Genomic DNA, 18,403 nt, shown 5'->3' with positions numbered 1-18,403 from the left:
CGGCCGACATCGCCGCAGGTCAAGGCCACGCCCAGCTATTGACAGGTTGGTTGTGCGGTGCAGGCGTCCATCAACAACCAACTTGCAAAGCGTGTACACGGCCCGATAGTGTTTCCCGTGTCAGCAGGAACCGGGGCAAGCAGCCTCGGAAAGCCCGAAGGGAAACACCATGAAGGACCTTACGAAGACCCGCGAAGCCTGGCTGATCAAGGCCATCGAGGTCTTCCGGCCCCGCTTTGAACAGGTCGGCTTCCCCCTCCCTAAGAAGGTTCACGTTTCGGTCGGGTACGGCGCGGACGGCCGGGGCACGGAGAACGCTGACATCCTGGGCGTCTGCTACGCCTCGTGGGTTTCCGCAGACAGGGTGAACCACATCTATGTCTCTCCGGAGATTGGCGACACGGGCGTGGTTCTGTCCACGCTCGTACATGAGCTGATTCACGCAGCCGACGACTGCAAGAACGGGCACAAGGGGCCGTTTGCCGAAGCTGCTACCCGCCTTGGGCTCGAAGGGCCGATGACGGCGACTCACGCCGGGCTCCAGCTCGCCGCAGAGTTGATGCTGATCGCTCACACGCTGGGCAAGTATCCGCATGGCCAGCTTGACCGCGAAATCCTGGTCGGCCGGACGGCGCCGAAGGTTCCGGCCCCGGGCGGGATCGAGTTGCCGGGGGGTGTGGAGATCCCTCTCCCGCCCGCGTCGTCGGCCCCTAAGGCGCAGACGAACCGTCACGTACTCCTGAGGTGCATCGCGCCCGGCTGCGACTGTGAGGGTTACCAGGCTCGTACGTCGCGGAAGTGGATTGAGATCGGGCTCCCCTCGTGCCCGTTCGGGAACGAGATGCAAGCCGTCTAGATATCTTCTATCCAAGCCCTCTGGGAAACCAGGGGGCTTGGCCATTTTGTCGGCTACGATGCGTGCCAGTCACAACGAGAAGCGAGGTTCCGTTATGCCGATCAGGGTTGTTGAGCTGAAGTTCTGCGACTACTGCGCAGCAGAAAAGGATGGGCTAGAAGTCGAGTCAACCGATGAAATCGTGATCAACGGAAAGAGGGCGCTTGCCTGCGACAAACACGGGAAGCCTGTCCGCAAGATGCTCGACGCGTTCGACGCTGTAGCCGAACCCGTGGGCGTCGTCGAGGCGCCTTCAATCGGTCGGCGTAGGTCGCGAGGAGGCTCGCAGGATAGCCAGGGCGAACCAAGCGCCACAGAGATACGCGCATGGGCTCTTGCCGAGAACGAGCGGGCGGGGGAACAGCGTTACGTGGTCGCCGGTAACTCTCGCCTGCGAAGGGCCGTCATAGACGCTTACAAGGCCGCACACGGCCTTTAGCGATGTCCGGCCCCGCCCTCGTCTCGGGCGGGATACCGGAGAATCCGACACAACCAACTTGCAATACAGGTGTGCGCGCGATAGCTTCCCTTCCGTCAGCAGGATCATGGAAGGGAAAGCGCAATGAGGGTAGATCGAATCATCCGGGGCGCCGCATACATCGGCGTGTCGGTCCTGGCAGGTATCGCCGCCGTCGTGTCCTACAGCCACGCTTACGAAGTCGCCATCCGCTATGGGGAAAGCGGCATGGTCGCCCGGCTCGTGCCGCTTGTGACTGATGGCCTGCTGGTCGTCGCGTCGGTCGTGCAGCTCGACGCTGCCCGGAACGGTCGTAAGGCCGGTTGGCTGGCATGGGTCGCGCTCGTGGTCGGCATCGCCCTCACCCTCGGCGCGAACGTCCTTCACGGCATCGAGAACGGCCCTGTCGGCGCGGTCATCGCCGCCCTTCCGGCCGTAACGCTCACAATCGCTTTCGAGCTTCTGATGCACATGATTCGTCGGGCATCGATCGAGGCGGCCCAGCTCGACGACGAGCGCCAGGCCGTCGAGGAGGAGGCGCCGGTACCGGCGCCGGTCGAGGTCGAGGAGCCCAAGCCCCAGCGGAAGCCGCGCGCCCCGCGTACGGGAACCGTGGGCGTTGCCGCCGTGCATGTCGAGGCGGTCAAGAGCTACCTCGAATCCCTCGACGACATCTCGGAGGTTACTGGGGAAAGCCTCGCCTCGATTCTCCCGAACCTCGTGGACCGCACGCGCCGTGCGGCTCTAGCTAAGGCGAAGCTGGAAATGGGTCTCAGCGACCCCGCAACGCCCGCTGAAGCCTCGCCGAACATGCTTCCGGGCATGACTGCCAGCGCTGCCTAGAAACCGCTCACAAACCCCTCGGGGCTTCCCGGGGGGCTTCTTTGTGTCGATCACAACCAACTTGCAAAGCGTGTACACGCTTTGATAGCTTTCTCTCGTCAGCAGGAACGGCGCGAAAGCGCCGATTCGAGGGAAGGAGCCAAGTTGGTTCGCAACATCGCGACCGGGATTCAGGTCACGATCGAGGTCGATCACATCGACTGCGGAACGCGCGCTCGATACGTGATTCCGGCCGGGCACTACTCGTGGTTTCAGGTTTGCTTCGGATGTGGACACGCATTCGAGACGAGCCGCGCGAACGCTCACGTCATGTGCGAGGGCGAGCGCATCGAAATCGACGAGTGGGGCGTGACCTTGCTCGACTGCCGCATGAGCGCCGCTACCTACATTCCGCACAGGGGCAACCTGTGCTTGCTCCACGGGTACGCGGCCATCATGTCGATCCTCGACTAGCCCCGTTCGAAGCCCCCGCCATCCAGGCGGGGGCTTCCCTGTTTCTGCAACCAACTTGCAAAACGTGTACACGCTTTGATAGCTTTCTCTCGTCAGCAGGAAGCAAGGCCGAAGGGAAGCGCAATGAAGGTTTACCGGGTGCAGGGGACCACAGACGACGTAACCACTTGTGATCTTTGCGGGCGGGTCGAACTCAAGAACACCGTCATCATGGTCGCCCTCGACGCGGAGGGCAACGACATGGATGCCGAATACTTCGGCGAGGGCTGCTCCGCTAAGGCGACCGGGTGGACCCAGCGGAAGGTCAAGGAAGCCGTTAAGGCTGCACAGGTAGAAGCGCGTCGCGAGGCTGAAAGGAAGCGCGCCGAACGCCACGCACAGGAAGACGCGGAATTCACCGCGTGGGCGGTAGCCAATTACGGCATTGCCGCAGAAACCCGCCCGCAAGCAACAGATGCGCTCGTGGCACTCTTCCGGGCAAAGGGCGAGCGCCGCGCCCCGTTCTCGTTCTGGGTGGACTTCAGGCAGGAACTGAGCCGCCAGGCATAGAGGCATAAAGAAGCCCCCGCTACGGCGGGGGCTTTGTCGTGTCAGTATTTGTAGCGCGTGACCTGCTTGCGGCGGACGATCAGCCGGAAGATCCAGAGGGGGAGCCAGACGAGCAGACCCCAGACGCCGCAGGTAAAGATCGTCAGCATCAGGTGGAACGTGTGGCTCTTGGCCGATAAGCCGCGATGCTTGGTCACGCTCTTGCGCGGCTGGGGCGGCCCGTACCGGCCGTGCTGGGGATGCTGTGGGTAGCTCATGATCCGGGACTGTACCGGTCCAACCGTACATTTCGGGTAGACCCGACCTTGCACCGAACCTAGGCGGGCAGCGGCCTACCGTGAGCACAGCGCGCTATCCACAGAACGCGTCTCGGGTGACCTTCGGCGGGTCTACACCTGAGAGTCTTCGCAGACCCGTTCGCCGGAATGGGCGGGTTCCCCCTCGGAGGTATGGCAATGAGTATTCGCTGGCATGTCGGGATCTCGCTGTGCATCGCGGCCATCGCGGCCTTGCTGGCTGCGCTCTTGGTCCTCATAGACACCAAGGCCGAAGCGCTGGCCGCCGCAGCCTGGGCGGGGCCAACGTTCATAGCCGTCGCGGGAGTTGGGCTGACGATCGTCGGGCTGAGCCACAAACGGCCATGAACACGATCAGTAGCGACCGCGGAAGTATTTGCCCTGGTCGCCCACTCGGCGCCAAACAGCCGGCCAGCACCGAGCGTGATCAACCTCCGGGAGTTGACCTGCGTCCCTCGATCTCGTGTAGCAGCATGCGCAGGGTCAGGCTGTGCTTCTCGGGCGGCAACTCGGCAAGGGCCTTCCGGGCGTGCGTGATGCCCCCGGCCTTGTCCCCTGCCCGTACCAACATGAGTCCTTGGTGCATCTCCAGATGCGTTCTGAACCGGGGCAGTGACGCCGGTAGGTTCTTGTTCGCTACCTCTTGAGCGGTCAGGGCGAGACGCTCGTCTCCAAGCCGGGCAGCGAGCAAGCTCATGAAGACGTTCATGCGCCAGAGCGGAACCGCGTAGTCCGACTCTTGTTCATGAGAGCCCGCAAGGTCGAAGACCCTGCGGCCTTCTTCCGCCAGGGCAAGCGCGGTACGGCGATCGCCTCGAAGTGCCGCGACATGGGCTTTGCCCATGAGCGCGTTGAGACGGCCAAGGGAAGGCTTGTCAGAGACGGATAGGGCCTGATTCGCGAAGGCGTCGGCCAGAGCCAGTGACGCGCCCTCGTACCCGAGAGCGATCGCCGCGCGTCCACGGACCCACACGCGGGAATCCATGTCGCCAGACCTGTCCGCAGCGGTCGCGGCCATCGTGTACCAGTTGACAGCCTTGGAGCCGTCTGCCCCAGGAAACGTCTTGCCGTACAAGGTCATCAAGCGGGAAGCCACTTCCCACATGCCCGGCTTGTCAACCTGCTGCTGAAGAACCACAAGGTCACCGGCAAGGCGCCGTTGGATGTCGGCAGCGCCTTGGGACATGTAGTCGCTGCCGTAGACAGCCAGCTTGTCCTTCCACGCGTCGAGGTCCGGGCGCGGACCCAAGGCCGCGCCGAAACCGAACTCGATCAGATCCGATGCTGCGACCGGGGCAATTGCAGCTCCTGCGAGGCTCGTTAGAAAATCTCGACGCTCCACCGGGCCAGCCTCCAATGCTGTGAGGGGTACCTCCAGCACGGTAGCTAGGTGCTTCAGCCAGAACGGACCGGGGTGGCGCTTCCCGTTCTCGTAGCGAGACACCTCGTGTCGGGTGACGGTCGCGACCCGCGAAACCTCACACAGTCTGCCCGCAAGCCGCGCCTGCGACCAGCCGTGTAGCACACGCAGTTCCCGAATTAGCTCGCCAAGCTCCATGAGCTGAGTATGCATCCAAAGATCCGGTCAGGAGGCTTGCACAACTCGCATATGGCGCATTGCGGCTGCGGTGGCCCCCCCTTGGCCCCCACGGGGGGCAACATGTTGGCTCCTCCGCAATGACCTGCGCGGTTCCTACCGTCGAGGGCATGGCGGGCACACACACAACAGGATCGGACGCTGACCTGCTCTGTCAGCCGATCACCGAGGAAGAGGCCACAGGGCAGAACGCTGCCCTTAACCGCGTCATCACGCATCTGACGGCACGCGGTATCCACGCGCAACTGATCAGGCGTCGTGCCGACCGGCGCGAGATCAAGCCCTACGGCAGCGCCGAAACGCTGTGGCATCCGCCGCAGCTCACCATCTTCGCCGACGCTGGTTGGAAGGTGGCGACGGTGTCCATCGGGCCGCGTTCCGGTAGCTACATGGTCGAGCTGCCGAGCGTCGGGGCAGACAACGAGCCGCAGGCTAGCAGGGTAGAAGTCGTCCCAGCAGCCCAGCCGCAAAGCGTGGGCCTGCTCGTCGCACAGAACGCAAAAGCATGCGCGTGACGGCATCGGCGCCTAACCGCGCGGTTGAGAGCGGGGTGATCGAGGAAACCCCGCGAGCAGGCTCAGACGTGCGCGGCTACACGATCGTTCCGTACACCATCGCCTACGCCAACGAGCTGGTAGAAGATCCGATCTACTTCGAGTGGCGCAACCACGAATACCGGCTGACCTACGGCAAGCCGCACCATCGTGACTGGATGCATGGCATTCTCCTCGGCCGGGTGAAGGACCTGCGAGACAAGCCTGACCGGCGCGGCCCTGAGCGCATGCGGAAGCTGAACAGGCTGCGCCAGTGGCGGTGCATGGACAAGGTCTTGTGTCAAGTGTGTGGTGAACCGGCCAAGGACCCGAAGACAGGGCGAATCCCGTGGGCGTTGACCAGGACGGCGTTCGAGCGCACCGGCCCAGACAGCGGGCGTACCAACGCCCCGCCAACCTGCTGGAGTTGCATTCCGAAGGCTCTGGCACAGTGCCCCATGCTCAACGACAATTTCGCCCTTTACACCGTCGCGTCGTCCGCGAGCGCGGGCGCGCTCGCGGATCTGTACGCGCCGGGGATCGATCCAATTCTGCCCGTCTTGACTGATCACAACGTGTTCGTTGCGTGGGACGCCATTCGCTACCAGGCATACGCGTTGGCCACGTCCCAAGTGGTCGAGTTGCACGGCATGAGACCCACCACAGACGCCCCCGGCTAAGTACGGTGCCGCTCTTAGCTGGGGTGCCGACGGCCCCCGACCAGACAGGCAGACGAGCCCCCGCGTGCCCGGTTCCTGCCCACCTTTCGCGGCCCACATCCCAGCCGCAAGAGGGTGCTCTGGTCGGGGGCTCCCTAATGTCTCCAGAACGCAGAAAAGCCCCCTAAGGTCATTGGACCTTAGGGGGCTTCTGTTATGGGCTCACAGGCTCACTCGGCCGCGTTGGTGCGCAGCCAAGAGGGGAGCAGCTTCTGTACAGCCGGGAGTGCCATCACGCGGGAGATACCGGCCGCGACCGCCAGGGCGCCCGCAACGCCCGGAAGCGCCTCGGGCACGCCGGACGCATCGACGATCAGGGGGAGCGCCGCAGCCACGCCTAGGAGCGTCTGAAGGGCGGTACGGAGGGCGCGCTTGTTGTCCTCGGTCATGTCTCAATCCATCCTTTGTTGGTTACTCTCCGCGCTGGCCGGCTGTTTGCCGCATCGCGCGGAGCAGGGGTTTTGCGAACCGCGGCCAAAGGCCGGCTGATGCGCACAGTGATCAAAGGCGTGTACACGGGCTAAGTCGCGAGCGACACGAGAGCCCATACGAGCGCCGCCAGGGCGACGCCCACCAGGACGCCCGCCAGGGCGCCCACGATGACGAGCTGCCGCACGCGCCCGCCCGGGGAACGATGAACCATTAGGTAACCTCCGCGAGCCATGCGGCCCGCCACGTTGCAGGGCCAACCACGCCGTCAGCCTCCAATCCCTTCTCCCGCTGGAAGGCGAGCACGGTCTTCTCCGTGTCGGCCCCATAGATGCCGTCTACGTCGATGTTCCAGCCACGCGCCCGCATCTGGGCCTGGAAGACCCGAACGGCGGAACCGACAGAGCCGCGCCGCAGATAGAAGCCGGGATACTTCGGAACGTCCGCCGTCGAGGTCGAGGGCTTCGGCTTGGTCGTCGAGGTGCCCACGTCGTAGGCCGGGCGCCCGTAGCCGTAGATACGGCTCGACGACCGCTCAACGTCCTTCTCATAGACGCCATCGCCGTTGTAATAGGTGCCGTCGAGGCTGCCCGACGTGTTACCGCCCACGGTCGTAATGTGCGTGTCGGACACTTCAACGACTAGCTCAACATGCGTTCCGCCATTCGGCCCGTAATACACGACATCGCCCACCTTCGGCGACGTGTGCCACCGGCCGCGATCCTTAAACCAGCGCACGCCCGCGAGGCATGAGGCGGTTACCGGAGCGATGCCAGGATCCTTCGCCCGCAGGAAAAGCCACGAGATGAACGTGTGGCACCACGGCTGATTCTGGCTCCACTCAAGGCCGGGAACGGCTGGGGAGAACTTTTGGCGATTCGTGCCCGACTCCCGATAGCCGATCTCGCCTCGGGCAATCTTGCGTACCTCGGTAGCCGTAGCCACGTAAAACTCCTTACTTCAAAAGGGCCATCAACAGGCCGCCTACAGCGGTCAGGAATGCGACAGGCAAACCCCACATCCAACGTTCAACGACCCGTAGGCGTCGCTCATGGTCCTCGTCGGTTCGCCTGGATTCCTTCAACTCCGATGTGAGAATGCGGACCTCTGAGGTTAGATCGCGCATCTCCTCGTACACGTGTCGCAGGGTTACCATGAACCCCGGCTCGTCGGTCAATGCTTACCCCTGTCCGGCCTGTGGTGCGACCCAGCGAATAGTCAGGTACTTAGGCGACGGATTGACGCTGGGGTTGCTAACGTACGTGAATACGGTGATCTCGTCGCCAACCATGAGTTGATGCTCTCCCGTGAGAACTGCTCCCCAATGGTCCGTCGCGCCCGGCTTCCAAAACGGATTCTCCATAAGCCGCGTAGACCGTCCGGCCCGGGTAAAGTCAACCTGAATTGCGCAGTACCCCTCTTGGTTGCTGCCCGTGAAATCAACGTTTACCGTGATCGCATAGAGTCCAGCCTTAGGGATTCGGAACTTCGTAGAATTCAGGGCGCTCCACATCGACCCAACGTCGAACGTCTCACTGAACCACGGAACGATTTGATTGGGAGTGTTAAGGAATCCCGTCACGCTGACGCGCGGCATGGGTGCTAGAAGCTGCTCAATAGTCGGCGGGGCGGGCTGTGGCTGGCCGAACTCCAGCCTGCCGTGCGTCGCGCTGTTGGCGTAGAAGCGGCCCGACACCGGGTCATAGCCCACCTCGCCGGTACCGAGTTGGCGGGCGCCGGTCGAGGCCGACGCCGGGGAAAGCATCTGAACGCCGGAGGAGACGAATTCACGGGCGTCCGTCAGGTCCGCCGACACCACCACATTGCTCGACGCGCGGACCGTGAAAATCGCAATAGGAACCTCCGGCGATGTCCACGAGCGATCAATGGGCGGGGGAGTGATAGAGCCCCCGCCGACGCCCTTCTTCGCCACCAGGGCGACAGTGTTCGACTCACGGTCGAGGCGCAAGACCAGTCGGTCAACGCGGCTGCTCGTGGTCGTGTTCTCGTCAAAGAGGATCGTCTTATCCGCGTCCAAGTGGTAATGGAAGCCCGCCAGGAGCGCATGTCCAGCGCGGACCGTCAGCGTGTACGGCTGGCCGGTAGCGACGGCTTGCAACGCCGAGCCGATAGGGCCGGGGGCGTCAACGCCGTTGCTCTGCCACGCAGATGCCATATACGACCATTGTTCCTCGGTAAGGGCGGCACCCTCACCGGCATCAAACGGGTATGAACGTTCTGCCATCGCGCTACCTTCTAAAATTCGCGGACGGTTAGATAGCTGCCCGACGCGATAGTTAGCGCAGCGCTCGGGTTCACGTAAGAGAGAGACACATTTCCGGCGCTGCCAGCAATGTTAGAAAACATGCCGGAAACGCGGAGGCTGTAATTGGTTGCCGATGCTGGCGCACCAACCGACTGTGACGGGCTAGCGACAATGAAGGTCGTCCGGTTCGCCGCCGTAGACGTCGAGATGTATTCAAACGCCGTCTTGAGGTAGCCGCCCGTACCAGCAGACGGGGTGTCGACCCGCACCGAGAACGTGAACGGGGCTGTCCCCGTCAGACGGTAGAAGACAACGCCCTCAAAACGGTAAGCGCCCCTATCTACCGGGATGGTCAGCAAAGTGTCTGTCGTAGTTGCAGCCGCAGCCACGATGAGATCAGCCGATCTCCGCTTAGCCGCATCCAGTTTTACGCTGCCACCTACAGGCACCCATCCCGCGTCGGTCAATACAACAAGGCTGCCTAGGGCTTGGTCCCATACGATTGTGCCCGCGACTACCCCACTCGGATAACCGCTGGAGTTCGCTACCGCCAGCGGAACGACTTCCCCCGACCGGGGAAGCGGGTAGTCCTCGATAATGGAGAAATTCCCCGGCTGGGGAGTACGTACGCGTAGGCGTCCATTCAAGCTGTCGTAGTACAGCGTCCCCGCCTCGAACAGTGCCGCGCTGCCGTTCCTGGCGACACGGATACGCCTCGATACGAAATCGCGGAGGTCTGTCACGCCAGACGGGGAAACCACGGCGGAATTAGCCGGGACGGTGACGACCGCCAACATCAGTTCATAGATCGGTCCTGACGTCGTCGGGGTGGGCGTCGAACCCCCGGGAACGCCTTGCTTGATTTCAATGCTGACCTTGTTTACGCCACGGTCGAGGCGCAACACCACGAGATCGGGCCTGGATAGCGTGGCGTCGGTGTTTAGGGCGTAATTGATTTCCACATCGGCATCTAGCGAGTAGTGGAAGCCTCGGACGACGGCTCGACCTGCCGTCACCTTCAGCTTGCCGGAAACACCGTCAGAGGAGACCAGCAGGCGCCCGTCAGCAGGATTGCCAATAATGCCGTCATCCTGCCATGCCGACGCCATGGCTTCCCAGTCAGCCTCAGAGAGGATTGCCCCCTGACCGCCATCAAATGGATAACTACGCTCTGCCAACGCTCTACCTTCTCGCCTCTAGCTTGCGAATTGAATTCCAGATACGGCGAACTTCCCTATAGAGCCCCGGGGTTGCCGATGCGCCGTCAGTGCCGATGACCGGCTGCACGCGCGGGCCGTCTGTTCCATCGGTAAGGCGAACCTCCCGCAGAACGTCAGTGACGACCTGGCCTTGAACGTCCACGTTGACCACGTCGCCCACCTGGTAATGCACGCCGTACCGAAGGGTGTCTGTGTCGATGGGCGTCACGGACAGCTCGCCGAGCGCACGTCCCTCCGTGAGGGCTTCCGCCGCCGCCTGGTCGAGCTGGGCGAGCGCTTCCGCGTCGGCAGGCTGGTTGTCTTCAGGATTGACCGGGGCGCCGGTCGTGCCCCGGGCGACGGGGATATCTCGCCTGTCCACGAACCGCTCTAGGGGAGTGCTCGACCACTCGAAAGGGTCCGAGCTGGTGTCGTCGTACTGGGCGAGCCACCTGTTGCGCCCTTCGCCCTGGGCGGCAACAACGATTCGGCTAGCAGTCGGCGCAGTCAGGCGATAGCTGTAGCTGGCCAGCGTGCCCGCCTCGGAGCTGAAGGTCACAGGGGCGCTGTGGACCGTGGGCGTGTAGGCGTCGAAGCTGAGCCGGTTCGTTGTGCCCTGGCGTAGCCGCCAACCGATACCCGCGCTCGCGGCGATCTCCTGAAGTGCCACGCCCAGCACGTCGAACCGTGTGCTTACGCTCACCGATCGGCCGAAGCTCTGTGGTGGCACGTCGAGGTTCGCGATGATCCGGTCTGACCGGGCGCCGGGACCGGCGTTGACGTTGACGAGTTGGCGAAGCGCGTCGGCGGCCGTGGCCGTGTACGAGTAGCGGTCCGCCGTCTGATTGCCGATGGAGGCACCGGGCACGGGCAGCGTGACCCGCGACCACAGCAGGGTTTCGTCTGACAGGCCCGTGTACACGACTTGGCCTTTGCCGGGCTGGTCGGCGGACCACTCCCGCGTGATGCTCGTGATCGGCCCTGACATGACCGGTAGGGCCACACCGTCAATCCAGGCGATGATTCCCCCGCCCGGCTGTAAGACGGCCGCCTCGTTCGAATCAGCGGGTACTGAAAGGGTCCAAGACCCGATGGCATTAAAGCGGGAGATCAGATCGAGACTGGTGTATTGCTCGACGACGCCCACACGGTTATAGACGCGGTCGCGCGCCTCGATGTAGAACCTAGGCACTCAGATACCTTGGAGAGTAGGAGAGGTTCACCGACGTTTCGGCGCCCACGTCGTCAACCTGAATCACGACTTCGTTAGGGCCGGGGGAGATGGGCCACAAGTGGGGGGAAGGGCCTAGATGCCGCCACATGTTTTCGCCCGTCTCGGCGTCTCTGACGGACTTGAAGCGCGGGCGCGTATCGACAATCAACGCCTGTGATGCGGAAAGGCTCGTGTTGATAGAGAACGCCTGATCCGGTTGCCCCGGAACCTTCCGGGTGAACGTCATTCCGCTTGCAGGGCCGTGGATAGTCCATACAGGCCACGTGTCTTCGTCGCCGGTAATGGTTATGTTCGACGAGCCGTTGAGGCTGTGCGACTTGTTGATGAAGGGGCGGCCCAGGAACGTTTCGCCGAAGAACGGATACAGTTCGAGGGCACCGGCAGTGAACCGGATGACTTGAGGCGTTCCCGAGTAGAAATAGGGATCAAACGCCCTGAAGATCCAGCCCCACTTGAGCCATGCGAACCCGGCAACCTCCGTGCCCTCGTCGCCTCGGGCGCCATCGACGTAGTGGGCGTCAATGTAGCGGCGGCTACCGTCCCCCTCTGTGAGGGTGATGCGGCATGCGCCACGCTTGGGGTTGAGCGCCGCCAGGAGGGTCCGCTTCAGCCCCAGCAGGCCAGGACGATCGGGCGCCTCCAGATAGACCGGCAGGAACAGCTCACGGGCCGTCGCCCGGACGGCGCGCGGGTACGCGCCGTCGAGGGCGGGCAGCTCGTCAGAGCTGAGCGTGTAGTTGGGGGCGTCGAACCCCTTCATCCCGGGAAGCACGTAGAGCCCGTGTTCCCCGGAAGTCAGGTTGTACGAAGACGTGTACACGCCCCCGGTACCGGCTGCCACATCCTGAGGGGTGGCCAGCTCGACAGTGGTACGCGGCCAATCGGTCAAGGTGGCTCACCCCTTTCTAGGTGGCGTAGAGCGCATCGGCGTAGCCGAGCGCATCGACGATCTGGCGTTCGCTCGGGATCTGCGGCGCAGCGTTGAGGGTCACGTTCACCGCTCCGTAGCGGCCGGCTGAACCCTCCGTGATCAGTCCGTCGCCCGCGGAGCGCGTATCCGCAGGTCGGCGCAATGCCGCATCAGGTACTTCCCACGCCGGAACGACCAGTTCGGGCGAGCCCCACGCATCCGTCACGCCCTGGGCGAGCCCGGTGACGGCCTTGTCCACAAGGCCGGTAGATGCCTCGATGCCTTGCGCCATACCTTCGCCGACACCCTTACCGATCTCGCGCATTACGCGAGACGGGGAGTTCATGTCGAGAATCTTCCGGGCTAGTTCTTCAATGCCGCCGATCGCGTCATTCCACCAGCCGATAAAGGTGTTCCAGATTTCGGTGACACCACTCCAAAGACCTTGAATGATGTCTCGGCCGATGTTGTACAGCCAATTTCCGGCATCTCGGAAAATGCCCGTGATCCTGCCTGGAACGCCACCTAGCCAATCGACTACGTCATTCCAGATGTCCTTGATGCCGTCGTAGACGTCGCCAAACCAGTCCGAGAACTTGCCTGGAAGCGAGCCGAACCAGTCGAGAATGCCTCCGATATCGTCTACCCGATCAGAAATCCAATCGACGATCCCATTCCAGATGTCCTCAAAGAAATCTGAGACGCTGTTCCATGTGTCTTCCCAGTCGAGGCCGAAGGCGTCAAAGATCCCCTTGAGTAGTTCGACCAGGGAATTCCAGATGGTTTCTGCAATGGCGACGATGCCGTTCCAAAGCCCTTCGGCGAATTCCTTAACGCCGTTCCAGACGCGTTCCCAGTCGCCGGTAATCAAGCCTAGGATGAACTCGATGACACCATGCACGGCCTGTAGTACGCCATCGACTACGCCAAGAATGCCGTCAAAGACGCCGGAAACGATGTTGAGCAGCGGGCCGCCGAAATTGTCCCAAGCCCATGCGATGAACTCGAAGACGCCGCCGATAATCTCGCCGACGCGAGACACAATGGACTGGAGCTTAGAGCCCCATTCTTCAAAGGTCGCTCCGTTTTCCTGAACCCAAGCCATGATGTCGCCGAAGACGCGCGAAATGATCGCGCCCGCCTGGTCGACCAGCGGAGCCGCAGTCTCATACAAAAACTTGAGCACACGGCTTAGCCATGTGTCCTCAGAAAGCCCTTCGCTGGTTAGCCATTCGACGGCCTTAGAAATCCAGCCGACAAGCTTAGACAGGGCGGGAGCTACCCACGTCGTGATGACGTAAGACAAGCCCGTGAGCAGCAGCGAGACAAGCTGAGAAAGAGGCGTAAGAATCGGCGAGATCGCCGCCAGCAACAGAGCTAGGGCGTTACCAACGGACTCCAGCGCGCCGGACTCCGCGAGAATGAACACCGCGTCACCCAGCTCCCGAAAGAGCCGAACCAGGCCAGGCCCAAGCGCCTCAAGACCAGGCACAAGCGCGTTGATGGCCGTCGTTAAGATCGGCCCTACCAGCTCGGCAATCCGGCCTATGGTCGGCGCCAGAGCCCCGAAACCCGACGCCAAAGCCTTAACGACCGGAAGTAGCGCTGAGCCAATCTGCGAAAGCGTAGTGAAGACGTTAACAAGGATCTGCTGGCCTTCGGCCGAATCAACGAATCCATGAATCCCGTCTACGAGCCTGCCGACGACGCCCAGGGCGTCATTTCCAGACAAGCTCATGGCACGGAATACGCCCGAAACGATGCCCCCGACATCGCCCACGATCGCACCCAATTGCCGGAAGACGACAAGGGCGTTCTCCATCCACCCAAGGGCATCGCCGGACGCGGCAGCGTTGTACGCGAACCAACCAAGCTGGTTAGCCCCATCGGCGATCCCTGGAGCAAGCCCGGACAGAAAACCGGCCCCAACGACGCTCAGATCGCGGAAACCCGCGAGGAGGATGTCTAGCTCAGGAACGACCTCGGAAACGGAATCGTGGAGGGAATGAAAGATGTTTTCGATAGCCGAGACGGTTTGAACGTCTTGGCCGAACTTGACGACTTCTAAGGCAGCCTCACCGAAGAGGCTCGACACATCGACCATGCCCGCCTTGAGGGCATTGATCGCGGGGAGGAGATCCCACATCTCCCCGACGAGCGGGCGGAAGAACGAATCCTGAACTTCGCTCTTGATCGCCTGGAAGGCAGGGGCCATCTGAAATAGCTCGTAAGCCACGGCGGACGCGACGACGGAGAGATCCTTGCCGTCTTCAACAAAGCGATCCATGTCGCCAGAAGCGGCGGCTGCAAACCCCTTCGCGACGCCATTAAGGGCGATGTTGAGCGTCCCAAGCGCGGCAGCGCCCAGGGCGAGCCCACCCGGCAAGGCGGCGATGATGCCACCGGCCGGAGCCAGCGCAGCACCCAGCGAGAGCGCAGCCTGAGCGGCGGCGCCGAGAGCGCCCGCCGTAGCGGCAAGGCTCCCCGTCGTCAGGACAGCGCTAGACGCGAGCTGGCCGAAGCCGGTAGCGAGGCTCCGGGCGCCAGAGAGCGCCACGGATAGGTTCTTGGTTAGGTTCCCCTCGATATCCCGCCCGGTCTTAGAAGCGCTCTCAGAGACGCGCGTGAAGGACGCGCGTAGGTCAACCTCGATGTCACGACCGAAGCCCGAGATACGCTCCCGGGCCTGATCGCTGAAGCCGTCGCCGAACTCGTCGCCGAGCCGCTGGCCAATGATCGAGCCCTTGCCCGCGAACTCAATATCGTTGAACGCCGCTAGGGCGTGGTCCCCGAACCGGGAAGCGAAGTTCTCGCCGATGCTGTCGCCCAGCGAATCGCCGATGTTCCGGCCCAGATCGCCGGTAACCGGCTTAAGCTGCCTTTCTAGCTGGTCGCGAAGCTGCTTGCCGAAGTCCTTCGCGATTCGCGGCCGGATTTCAACGAAAGCCTCACCGACCTTGGTCTGAGCCAAGGTATCAGTGCCCCCTAGTCACACGCGCAATAAAGGCGCTCACCTCCCCTGCGGAAGCGAAGCGCCTTGGTGTCTGATCGGATGCCTTTTCGGCTGTCTTCCGTCCGGGACGCTCCACCGGATCGGGGAAGGGGTTCCGTGTTCCCTTCTTGGAATTCGCCTGTACAAAAAGCCAGTTGGCTACCTGGAGTAGGTCAACCATTGTGGCTAGCAGATAGTCACTGGGGTTCCACGTCGCTTCATCGCCCGATAGGGCGATGTGCAGAGCCGAACCCCGGGGCAAGCCGTGGAGGAGGGAGAGCAGCTTGCGAACGCTTAGCTTTCCTCGGTACAGGTCCAAGACGTCTATCCGGTAGTACCGGTGTAGGTCCGCCTCGACGGCGGGGAAGTGCTCGCCCAGGGTGCGGGCGAGCCAGACTAGTTTCCCGTGCTGCCCACGCCGCAAGCGGTCGAGATCTCCTGCCAGAGCGCCACGGCGTCGGAGAGCTTCCGGGGCTTCGCGGCCTTGAAAGCGTCGTACTGATCGGCGCCCAGGACGAGCTTCAGGGCCTTTGTGAAGCGGCCCGCGTCCAACTCGTCGAGGACATCAATGTCCCACTCAATCGGGGCCGGAACCGTGTACACGGTGCCGTCATAGTCAACCGGGATGCTCTCGCCGGTTGTGTCAGCAGTGGCGGCCTTAGCCGTAGTCATGCGTGAAACTCCTTATAGCCAACAAGAGGGGGTAGAGATCACGCTCCGCAGTCGCCGGCTGTTGAGCCGCGGTTCAAGGAACCGCAGGTGGGCGCGATGCGCCTGACAGCCGGCCAGCGCGGAGAGTGATGAGAACGGGAAGGTTAGGCGCCGCCGCCAACGCCGTTGATGTCGGCAGTAGTCACGACGTCGGCGAGCTTGCCGGAAGCGTCTAGCGACTGGAACGTCATGTTCAGAATCGACGGGTCGGTCTTGCCGATGGATAGGCCGTCTCGATCGGAGATCGACGCTCGCGGAACGTAGAGACCGTTCACGGTGTCGAGGTCGCCCCACAGGATGAGGAACGCCTTTTCCCGTAGTGCCGGGTTCGACGGAATGGTCATCTTGGTTAGGCCGGTAGCGACGTCCTTAGCACCCCAGGTGCCGCCGAAAAACAGCTCCGTAGCTTCCTTGTCCCACTGGGCTAGAGCGAACTGGAAATCCAGACCGGCGCCGGTAACGGTGATCTTCGCGGGGGCGTTCGACTGCCATACCGGGAAAGCGCTCGTCGTGAGCGTGGGCGTAATGGTTACGCCGTCTTCGGTTACATAACCCAGGTCATCCCAACCGCTGATCGGGGTAGCGTCGTCGAACGCTAGCTCGACGGTCTGGGGAATCGTGGGGATCGGGGTATTGGTCGCAGTCGCGAGAACGCGCCCGTTCGGCGCGAACCGGATGGAATCGGAATCAATCTTGGACAAGAGGCAAGCTCCTCATATACATGTAGAGATCGAGTGACATCACAAAGCGGTGTTCGCGGCTCGTCTTGTCGCTGATGTCCTGCGGCCCAACGTCGTTGTTCGCGTCGGCGATAGCGACGCCGTCATGGCTGAAGTTCGGACCGTCGTGCAGAAGCACATGCCGGGCTCTCATCGCGGTTGAAAGCGCCGTGGCCTTCGTCGAGCCGTAGGCGCTCACGTCGAGGCGGATACGATCGAGCCGGTTCCGCCATACGTTGCTAACGCTGAGCAGGGACACGACCACGCGAGCTGTACCGGCCTGGTGGCCGATGAGATCGGCTGCCACGGGAACATCGGCGATACCGGCCCTCAGTAGTGCGCACGCGACCGCCAAAGGGTCGTAAATCATGGGATGCGCTTGTTCTCCAGGGCCTTACCAAGGGGGCGAAAGGCGGGCGTGTCCTCGGTGCCGAACTCGACCTTGATTGCGTCCTTGTCTGCGGACACGTACGCCACAGGTTCGCCCGTGGCGTCGAGCGCGATTTCCTCGCGGATGCTGGCCGCGTATTCGTGCAGGGGATAGCGCTTGGGGGCGATGTCGTACGCCTCTAACCCGACGTCCTTCGCGACCTTCAGCAGCTCTTTCGCGACACGCCTATCGCGAGCAAGTAGGGGGAGTCTGAACTCCCACACATCGACATCTACGTCAGCCATCGACCCGCCTAATCGTCGCCATCGTGTAGGAGTTGCGACCCGTGACGGCAGGCCAGACGAGCGAAACGCCGGTCACCTCGTGGAGCTGGCCGCCGTAGCGCACTCGATCGGACACGCGGATGTCGGCTTGCCGGGGCGTGTACACGCGGTAGGCGGTGATGCCCGTTTCCCGGTCGAGATCGAGGTCGGGCGGCGCCGGGCGGTCGTTGACCGGCTGCACACTCGCGGGGAGAGCCGTGTACACGGTTCGGGCGTTCGCCCAATCCCGGGCTTCGCCGTACGTGTCTGTCTCCAACTCGGCTCGGAGCACCGCGACGGAATCTCTGTAGAGCCCCACAGCCGCCCCTACGCTGCCCGCAGGGGGATCGAACCGGCCTTGCGGCGGAAACGATTTAGGGAACCCTTCGCGGACCGCGAGAGGCCAATAGAGCCGCTTCCAGCCTCATACGCGATTGAGTGATCGCCGACTGTTTCAGAAGTCTTACCGGGCTCCACTCCAAGGACCCTCAGAACCTCATTGCAGACCACTGCCCTAACGTCCGCAGGAACGGCCCCGGTACCGTGCGTGTACGTCACGAGCACCTTGGAAGGCAGGGCACTGCCGGGATACTTCTGCCATCCCCAACGCCGCCACAGCGTGTTCCGGACCAACTTGTATTCGGCAACGTCTCTGCCGTCGATCGATAGGCGCGACACCTGGATTACCGGGGTGCCCGGAAGCTCCAACTTCCGCTCTGCCCAGCCTTCCAGCTCGATTTCGTCGTCTACGTGGATCGCCCAGCCTCGACGGCAATAGGCCGTCACAAGCCCGGACACATCTTCAATCAGCGCGGTAACCGCGTTCGCCTCGTCGGGCGACAGCGCACGCCCTAGCCGCGCCTCAATATCGGCTAGCTCAGCTAGCAAATTAACCTCCGATAGGAGAC

At 62.7% G+C, this 18,403-nt stretch carries 24 protein-coding genes; 8 read left to right on the top strand and 16 right to left on the bottom strand.

The window, feature by feature from the left end; translation table 11 throughout:
* Positions 1-169: 169 nt before the first annotated feature.
* From ACZ6S0_RS01770 to ACZ6S0_RS01750, 5 genes are all read left to right on the top strand, one after another.
* Entirely contained in the window at positions 170-856 is a 687-nt protein-coding gene (locus tag ACZ6S0_RS01770; protein ID WP_465912687.1) for a hypothetical protein, read from the top strand.
* 94 nt (positions 857-950) lie between these two features.
* Positions 951-1,334 (top strand): hypothetical protein, encoded by a 384-nt coding sequence (locus tag ACZ6S0_RS01765; protein WP_465912686.1) that lies wholly within the window; start codon positions 951-953, stop codon positions 1,332-1,334.
* 123 nt (positions 1,335-1,457) lie between these two features.
* A complete protein-coding gene (locus ACZ6S0_RS01760; protein WP_465912685.1) occupies positions 1,458-2,195 on the top strand; it encodes a DUF2637 domain-containing protein in 738 nt (245 codons plus the stop codon).
* Between the two features lie 144 nt (positions 2,196-2,339).
* A complete protein-coding gene (locus ACZ6S0_RS01755) occupies positions 2,340-2,648 on the top strand; it encodes a hypothetical protein (RefSeq protein WP_465912684.1) in 309 nt (102 codons plus the stop codon).
* A 123-nt stretch (positions 2,649-2,771) separates the two neighbouring features.
* On the top strand, positions 2,772-3,197 hold the full coding sequence (locus ACZ6S0_RS01750) for a hypothetical protein (RefSeq protein WP_465912683.1): 426 nt from the start codon (positions 2,772-2,774) through the stop codon (positions 3,195-3,197).
* Between the two features lie 41 nt (positions 3,198-3,238).
* Here the strand turns inward: ACZ6S0_RS01750 and ACZ6S0_RS01745 are convergent, their stop codons facing one another.
* Complete coding sequence (locus ACZ6S0_RS01745) at positions 3,239-3,454, bottom strand: hypothetical protein (protein ID WP_465912682.1); 216 nt, start codon at positions 3,452-3,454, stop codon at positions 3,239-3,241.
* Positions 3,455-3,652: 198 nt separating this feature from the next.
* Here ACZ6S0_RS01745 and ACZ6S0_RS01740 point away from each other — a divergent pair, with 198 nt between their 5' ends.
* Positions 3,653-3,841: a hypothetical protein gene (locus tag ACZ6S0_RS01740; protein WP_465912681.1), complete on the top strand. Its 189-nt coding sequence runs from the start codon at positions 3,653-3,655 to the stop codon at positions 3,839-3,841.
* Positions 3,842-3,920: 79 nt separating this feature from the next.
* On the opposite strand, the gene ACZ6S0_RS01735 is transcribed toward ACZ6S0_RS01740, so the two are convergent.
* Complete coding sequence (locus tag ACZ6S0_RS01735; RefSeq protein ID WP_465912680.1) at positions 3,921-5,051, bottom strand: helix-turn-helix domain-containing protein; 1,131 nt, start codon at positions 5,049-5,051, stop codon at positions 3,921-3,923.
* Positions 5,052-5,200: 149 nt separating this feature from the next.
* On the opposite strand from ACZ6S0_RS01735, the gene ACZ6S0_RS01730 reads away from it, so the two are divergent.
* Positions 5,201-5,605 (top strand): hypothetical protein, encoded by a 405-nt coding sequence (locus ACZ6S0_RS01730; RefSeq protein ID WP_465912679.1) that lies wholly within the window; start codon positions 5,201-5,203, stop codon positions 5,603-5,605.
* Positions 5,596-6,303, top strand: a complete 708-nt coding sequence (locus ACZ6S0_RS01725; RefSeq protein ID WP_465912678.1) for a hypothetical protein — start codon at positions 5,596-5,598, stop codon at positions 6,301-6,303. The genes ACZ6S0_RS01730 and ACZ6S0_RS01725 overlap by 10 nt, the downstream gene beginning before the upstream one ends.
* Positions 6,304-6,512: 209 nt before the next feature.
* On the opposite strand, the gene ACZ6S0_RS01720 is transcribed toward ACZ6S0_RS01725, so the two are convergent.
* From ACZ6S0_RS01720 to ACZ6S0_RS01655, 14 genes are all read right to left on the bottom strand, one after another.
* Entirely contained in the window at positions 6,513-6,731 is a 219-nt protein-coding gene (locus tag ACZ6S0_RS01720) for a hypothetical protein (RefSeq protein WP_465912677.1), read from the bottom strand.
* Between the two features lie 131 nt (positions 6,732-6,862).
* Entirely contained in the window at positions 6,863-6,985 is a 123-nt protein-coding gene (locus ACZ6S0_RS01715; RefSeq protein WP_465912676.1) for a hypothetical protein, read from the bottom strand.
* Positions 6,985-7,716 (bottom strand): peptidoglycan-binding protein, encoded by a 732-nt coding sequence (locus ACZ6S0_RS01710; RefSeq protein WP_465912675.1) that lies wholly within the window; start codon positions 7,714-7,716, stop codon positions 6,985-6,987. The genes ACZ6S0_RS01715 and ACZ6S0_RS01710 overlap by 1 nt, the downstream gene beginning before the upstream one ends.
* 235 nt (positions 7,717-7,951) lie before the next feature.
* Positions 7,952-9,016 carry a hypothetical protein gene (locus ACZ6S0_RS01705; protein ID WP_465912674.1) on the bottom strand — a complete coding sequence of 355 codons (1,065 nt, stop codon included), beginning with the start codon at positions 9,014-9,016 and terminating at the stop codon, positions 7,952-7,954.
* An 11-nt stretch (positions 9,017-9,027) separates the two neighbouring features.
* Complete coding sequence (locus ACZ6S0_RS01700) at positions 9,028-10,215, bottom strand: hypothetical protein (RefSeq protein ID WP_465912673.1); 1,188 nt, start codon at positions 10,213-10,215, stop codon at positions 9,028-9,030.
* A 4-nt stretch (positions 10,216-10,219) separates the two neighbouring features.
* Positions 10,220-11,428: a siphovirus ReqiPepy6 Gp37-like family protein gene (locus tag ACZ6S0_RS01695; RefSeq protein WP_465912672.1), complete on the bottom strand. Its 1,209-nt coding sequence runs from the start codon at positions 11,426-11,428 to the stop codon at positions 10,220-10,222.
* Positions 11,421-12,359, bottom strand: a complete 939-nt coding sequence (locus tag ACZ6S0_RS01690; protein ID WP_465912671.1) for a phage tail family protein — start codon at positions 12,357-12,359, stop codon at positions 11,421-11,423. The genes ACZ6S0_RS01695 and ACZ6S0_RS01690 overlap by 8 nt, the downstream gene beginning before the upstream one ends.
* Positions 12,360-12,375: 16 nt before the next feature.
* Complete coding sequence (locus ACZ6S0_RS01685) at positions 12,376-15,351, bottom strand: phage tail protein (protein WP_465912670.1); 2,976 nt, start codon at positions 15,349-15,351, stop codon at positions 12,376-12,378.
* 417 nt (positions 15,352-15,768) lie between these two features.
* Entirely contained in the window at positions 15,769-16,044 is a 276-nt protein-coding gene (locus tag ACZ6S0_RS01680) for a hypothetical protein (RefSeq protein WP_465912669.1), read from the bottom strand.
* A 143-nt stretch (positions 16,045-16,187) separates the two neighbouring features.
* Positions 16,188-16,784 carry a phage tail tube protein gene (locus tag ACZ6S0_RS01675; RefSeq protein WP_465912668.1) on the bottom strand — a complete coding sequence of 199 codons (597 nt, stop codon included), beginning with the start codon at positions 16,782-16,784 and terminating at the stop codon, positions 16,188-16,190.
* Positions 16,771-17,172 (bottom strand): hypothetical protein, encoded by a 402-nt coding sequence (locus ACZ6S0_RS01670; RefSeq protein ID WP_465912667.1) that lies wholly within the window; start codon positions 17,170-17,172, stop codon positions 16,771-16,773. Before ACZ6S0_RS01670 ends, ACZ6S0_RS01675 begins: the two co-directional genes overlap by 14 nt.
* Positions 17,169-17,477, bottom strand: coding sequence for a hypothetical protein (locus ACZ6S0_RS01665; RefSeq protein WP_465912666.1), 309 nt, complete (start codon positions 17,475-17,477; stop codon positions 17,169-17,171). The genes ACZ6S0_RS01670 and ACZ6S0_RS01665 overlap by 4 nt, the downstream gene beginning before the upstream one ends.
* Positions 17,470-17,697, bottom strand: a complete 228-nt coding sequence (locus ACZ6S0_RS01660; RefSeq protein ID WP_465912665.1) for a hypothetical protein — start codon at positions 17,695-17,697, stop codon at positions 17,470-17,472. Before ACZ6S0_RS01660 ends, ACZ6S0_RS01665 begins: the two co-directional genes overlap by 8 nt.
* A gap of 125 nt (positions 17,698-17,822) precedes the next feature.
* On the bottom strand, positions 17,823-18,383 hold the full coding sequence (locus ACZ6S0_RS01655; RefSeq protein ID WP_465912664.1) for a hypothetical protein: 561 nt from the start codon (positions 18,381-18,383) through the stop codon (positions 17,823-17,825).
* Positions 18,384-18,403: the final 20 nt, after the last annotated feature.

Source organism: Nonomuraea sp. NPDC051298, from assembly GCF_055586305.1.
Note: the sequence above shows the minus strand (reverse complement) of the source record. Positions and strands in the feature narration are given on the sequence as shown.

What these genes read in the sequence shown, in the direction of transcription:
- ACZ6S0_RS01770 (WP_465912687.1), top strand. Translation starts at nt 170, where the DNA reads ATGAAGGACCTTACGAAGACCCGCGAAGCCTGGCTGATCAAGGCCATC.
- ACZ6S0_RS01765 (WP_465912686.1), top strand. Translation starts at nt 951, where the DNA reads ATGCCGATCAGGGTTGTTGAGCTGAAGTTCTGCGACTACTGCGCAGCA.
- ACZ6S0_RS01760 (WP_465912685.1), top strand. Translation starts at nt 1,458, where the DNA reads ATGAGGGTAGATCGAATCATCCGGGGCGCCGCATACATCGGCGTGTCG.
- ACZ6S0_RS01750 (WP_465912683.1), top strand. Translation starts at nt 2,772, where the DNA reads ATGAAGGTTTACCGGGTGCAGGGGACCACAGACGACGTAACCACTTGT.
- ACZ6S0_RS01745 (WP_465912682.1), bottom strand. Translation starts at nt 3,454, where the DNA reads ATGAGCTACCCACAGCATCCCCAGCACGGCCGGTACGGGCCGCCCCAG.
- ACZ6S0_RS01740 (WP_465912681.1), top strand. Translation starts at nt 3,653, where the DNA reads ATGAGTATTCGCTGGCATGTCGGGATCTCGCTGTGCATCGCGGCCATC.
- ACZ6S0_RS01735 (WP_465912680.1), bottom strand. Translation starts at nt 5,051, where the DNA reads ATGGAGCTTGGCGAGCTAATTCGGGAACTGCGTGTGCTACACGGCTGG.
- ACZ6S0_RS01730 (WP_465912679.1), top strand. Translation starts at nt 5,201, where the DNA reads ATGGCGGGCACACACACAACAGGATCGGACGCTGACCTGCTCTGTCAG.
- ACZ6S0_RS01725 (WP_465912678.1), top strand. Translation starts at nt 5,596, where the DNA reads ATGCGCGTGACGGCATCGGCGCCTAACCGCGCGGTTGAGAGCGGGGTG.
- ACZ6S0_RS01720 (WP_465912677.1), bottom strand. Translation starts at nt 6,731, where the DNA reads ATGACCGAGGACAACAAGCGCGCCCTCCGTACCGCCCTTCAGACGCTC.
- ACZ6S0_RS01715 (WP_465912676.1), bottom strand. Translation starts at nt 6,985, where the DNA reads ATGGTTCATCGTTCCCCGGGCGGGCGCGTGCGGCAGCTCGTCATCGTG.
- ACZ6S0_RS01705 (WP_465912674.1), bottom strand. Translation starts at nt 9,016, where the DNA reads ATGGCAGAACGTTCATACCCGTTTGATGCCGGTGAGGGTGCCGCCCTT.
- ACZ6S0_RS01680 (WP_465912669.1), bottom strand. Translation starts at nt 16,044, where the DNA reads ATGACTACGGCTAAGGCCGCCACTGCTGACACAACCGGCGAGAGCATC.
- ACZ6S0_RS01670 (WP_465912667.1), bottom strand. Translation starts at nt 17,172, where the DNA reads ATGATTTACGACCCTTTGGCGGTCGCGTGCGCACTACTGAGGGCCGGT.
- ACZ6S0_RS01665 (WP_465912666.1), bottom strand. Translation starts at nt 17,477, where the DNA reads ATGGCTGACGTAGATGTCGATGTGTGGGAGTTCAGACTCCCCCTACTT.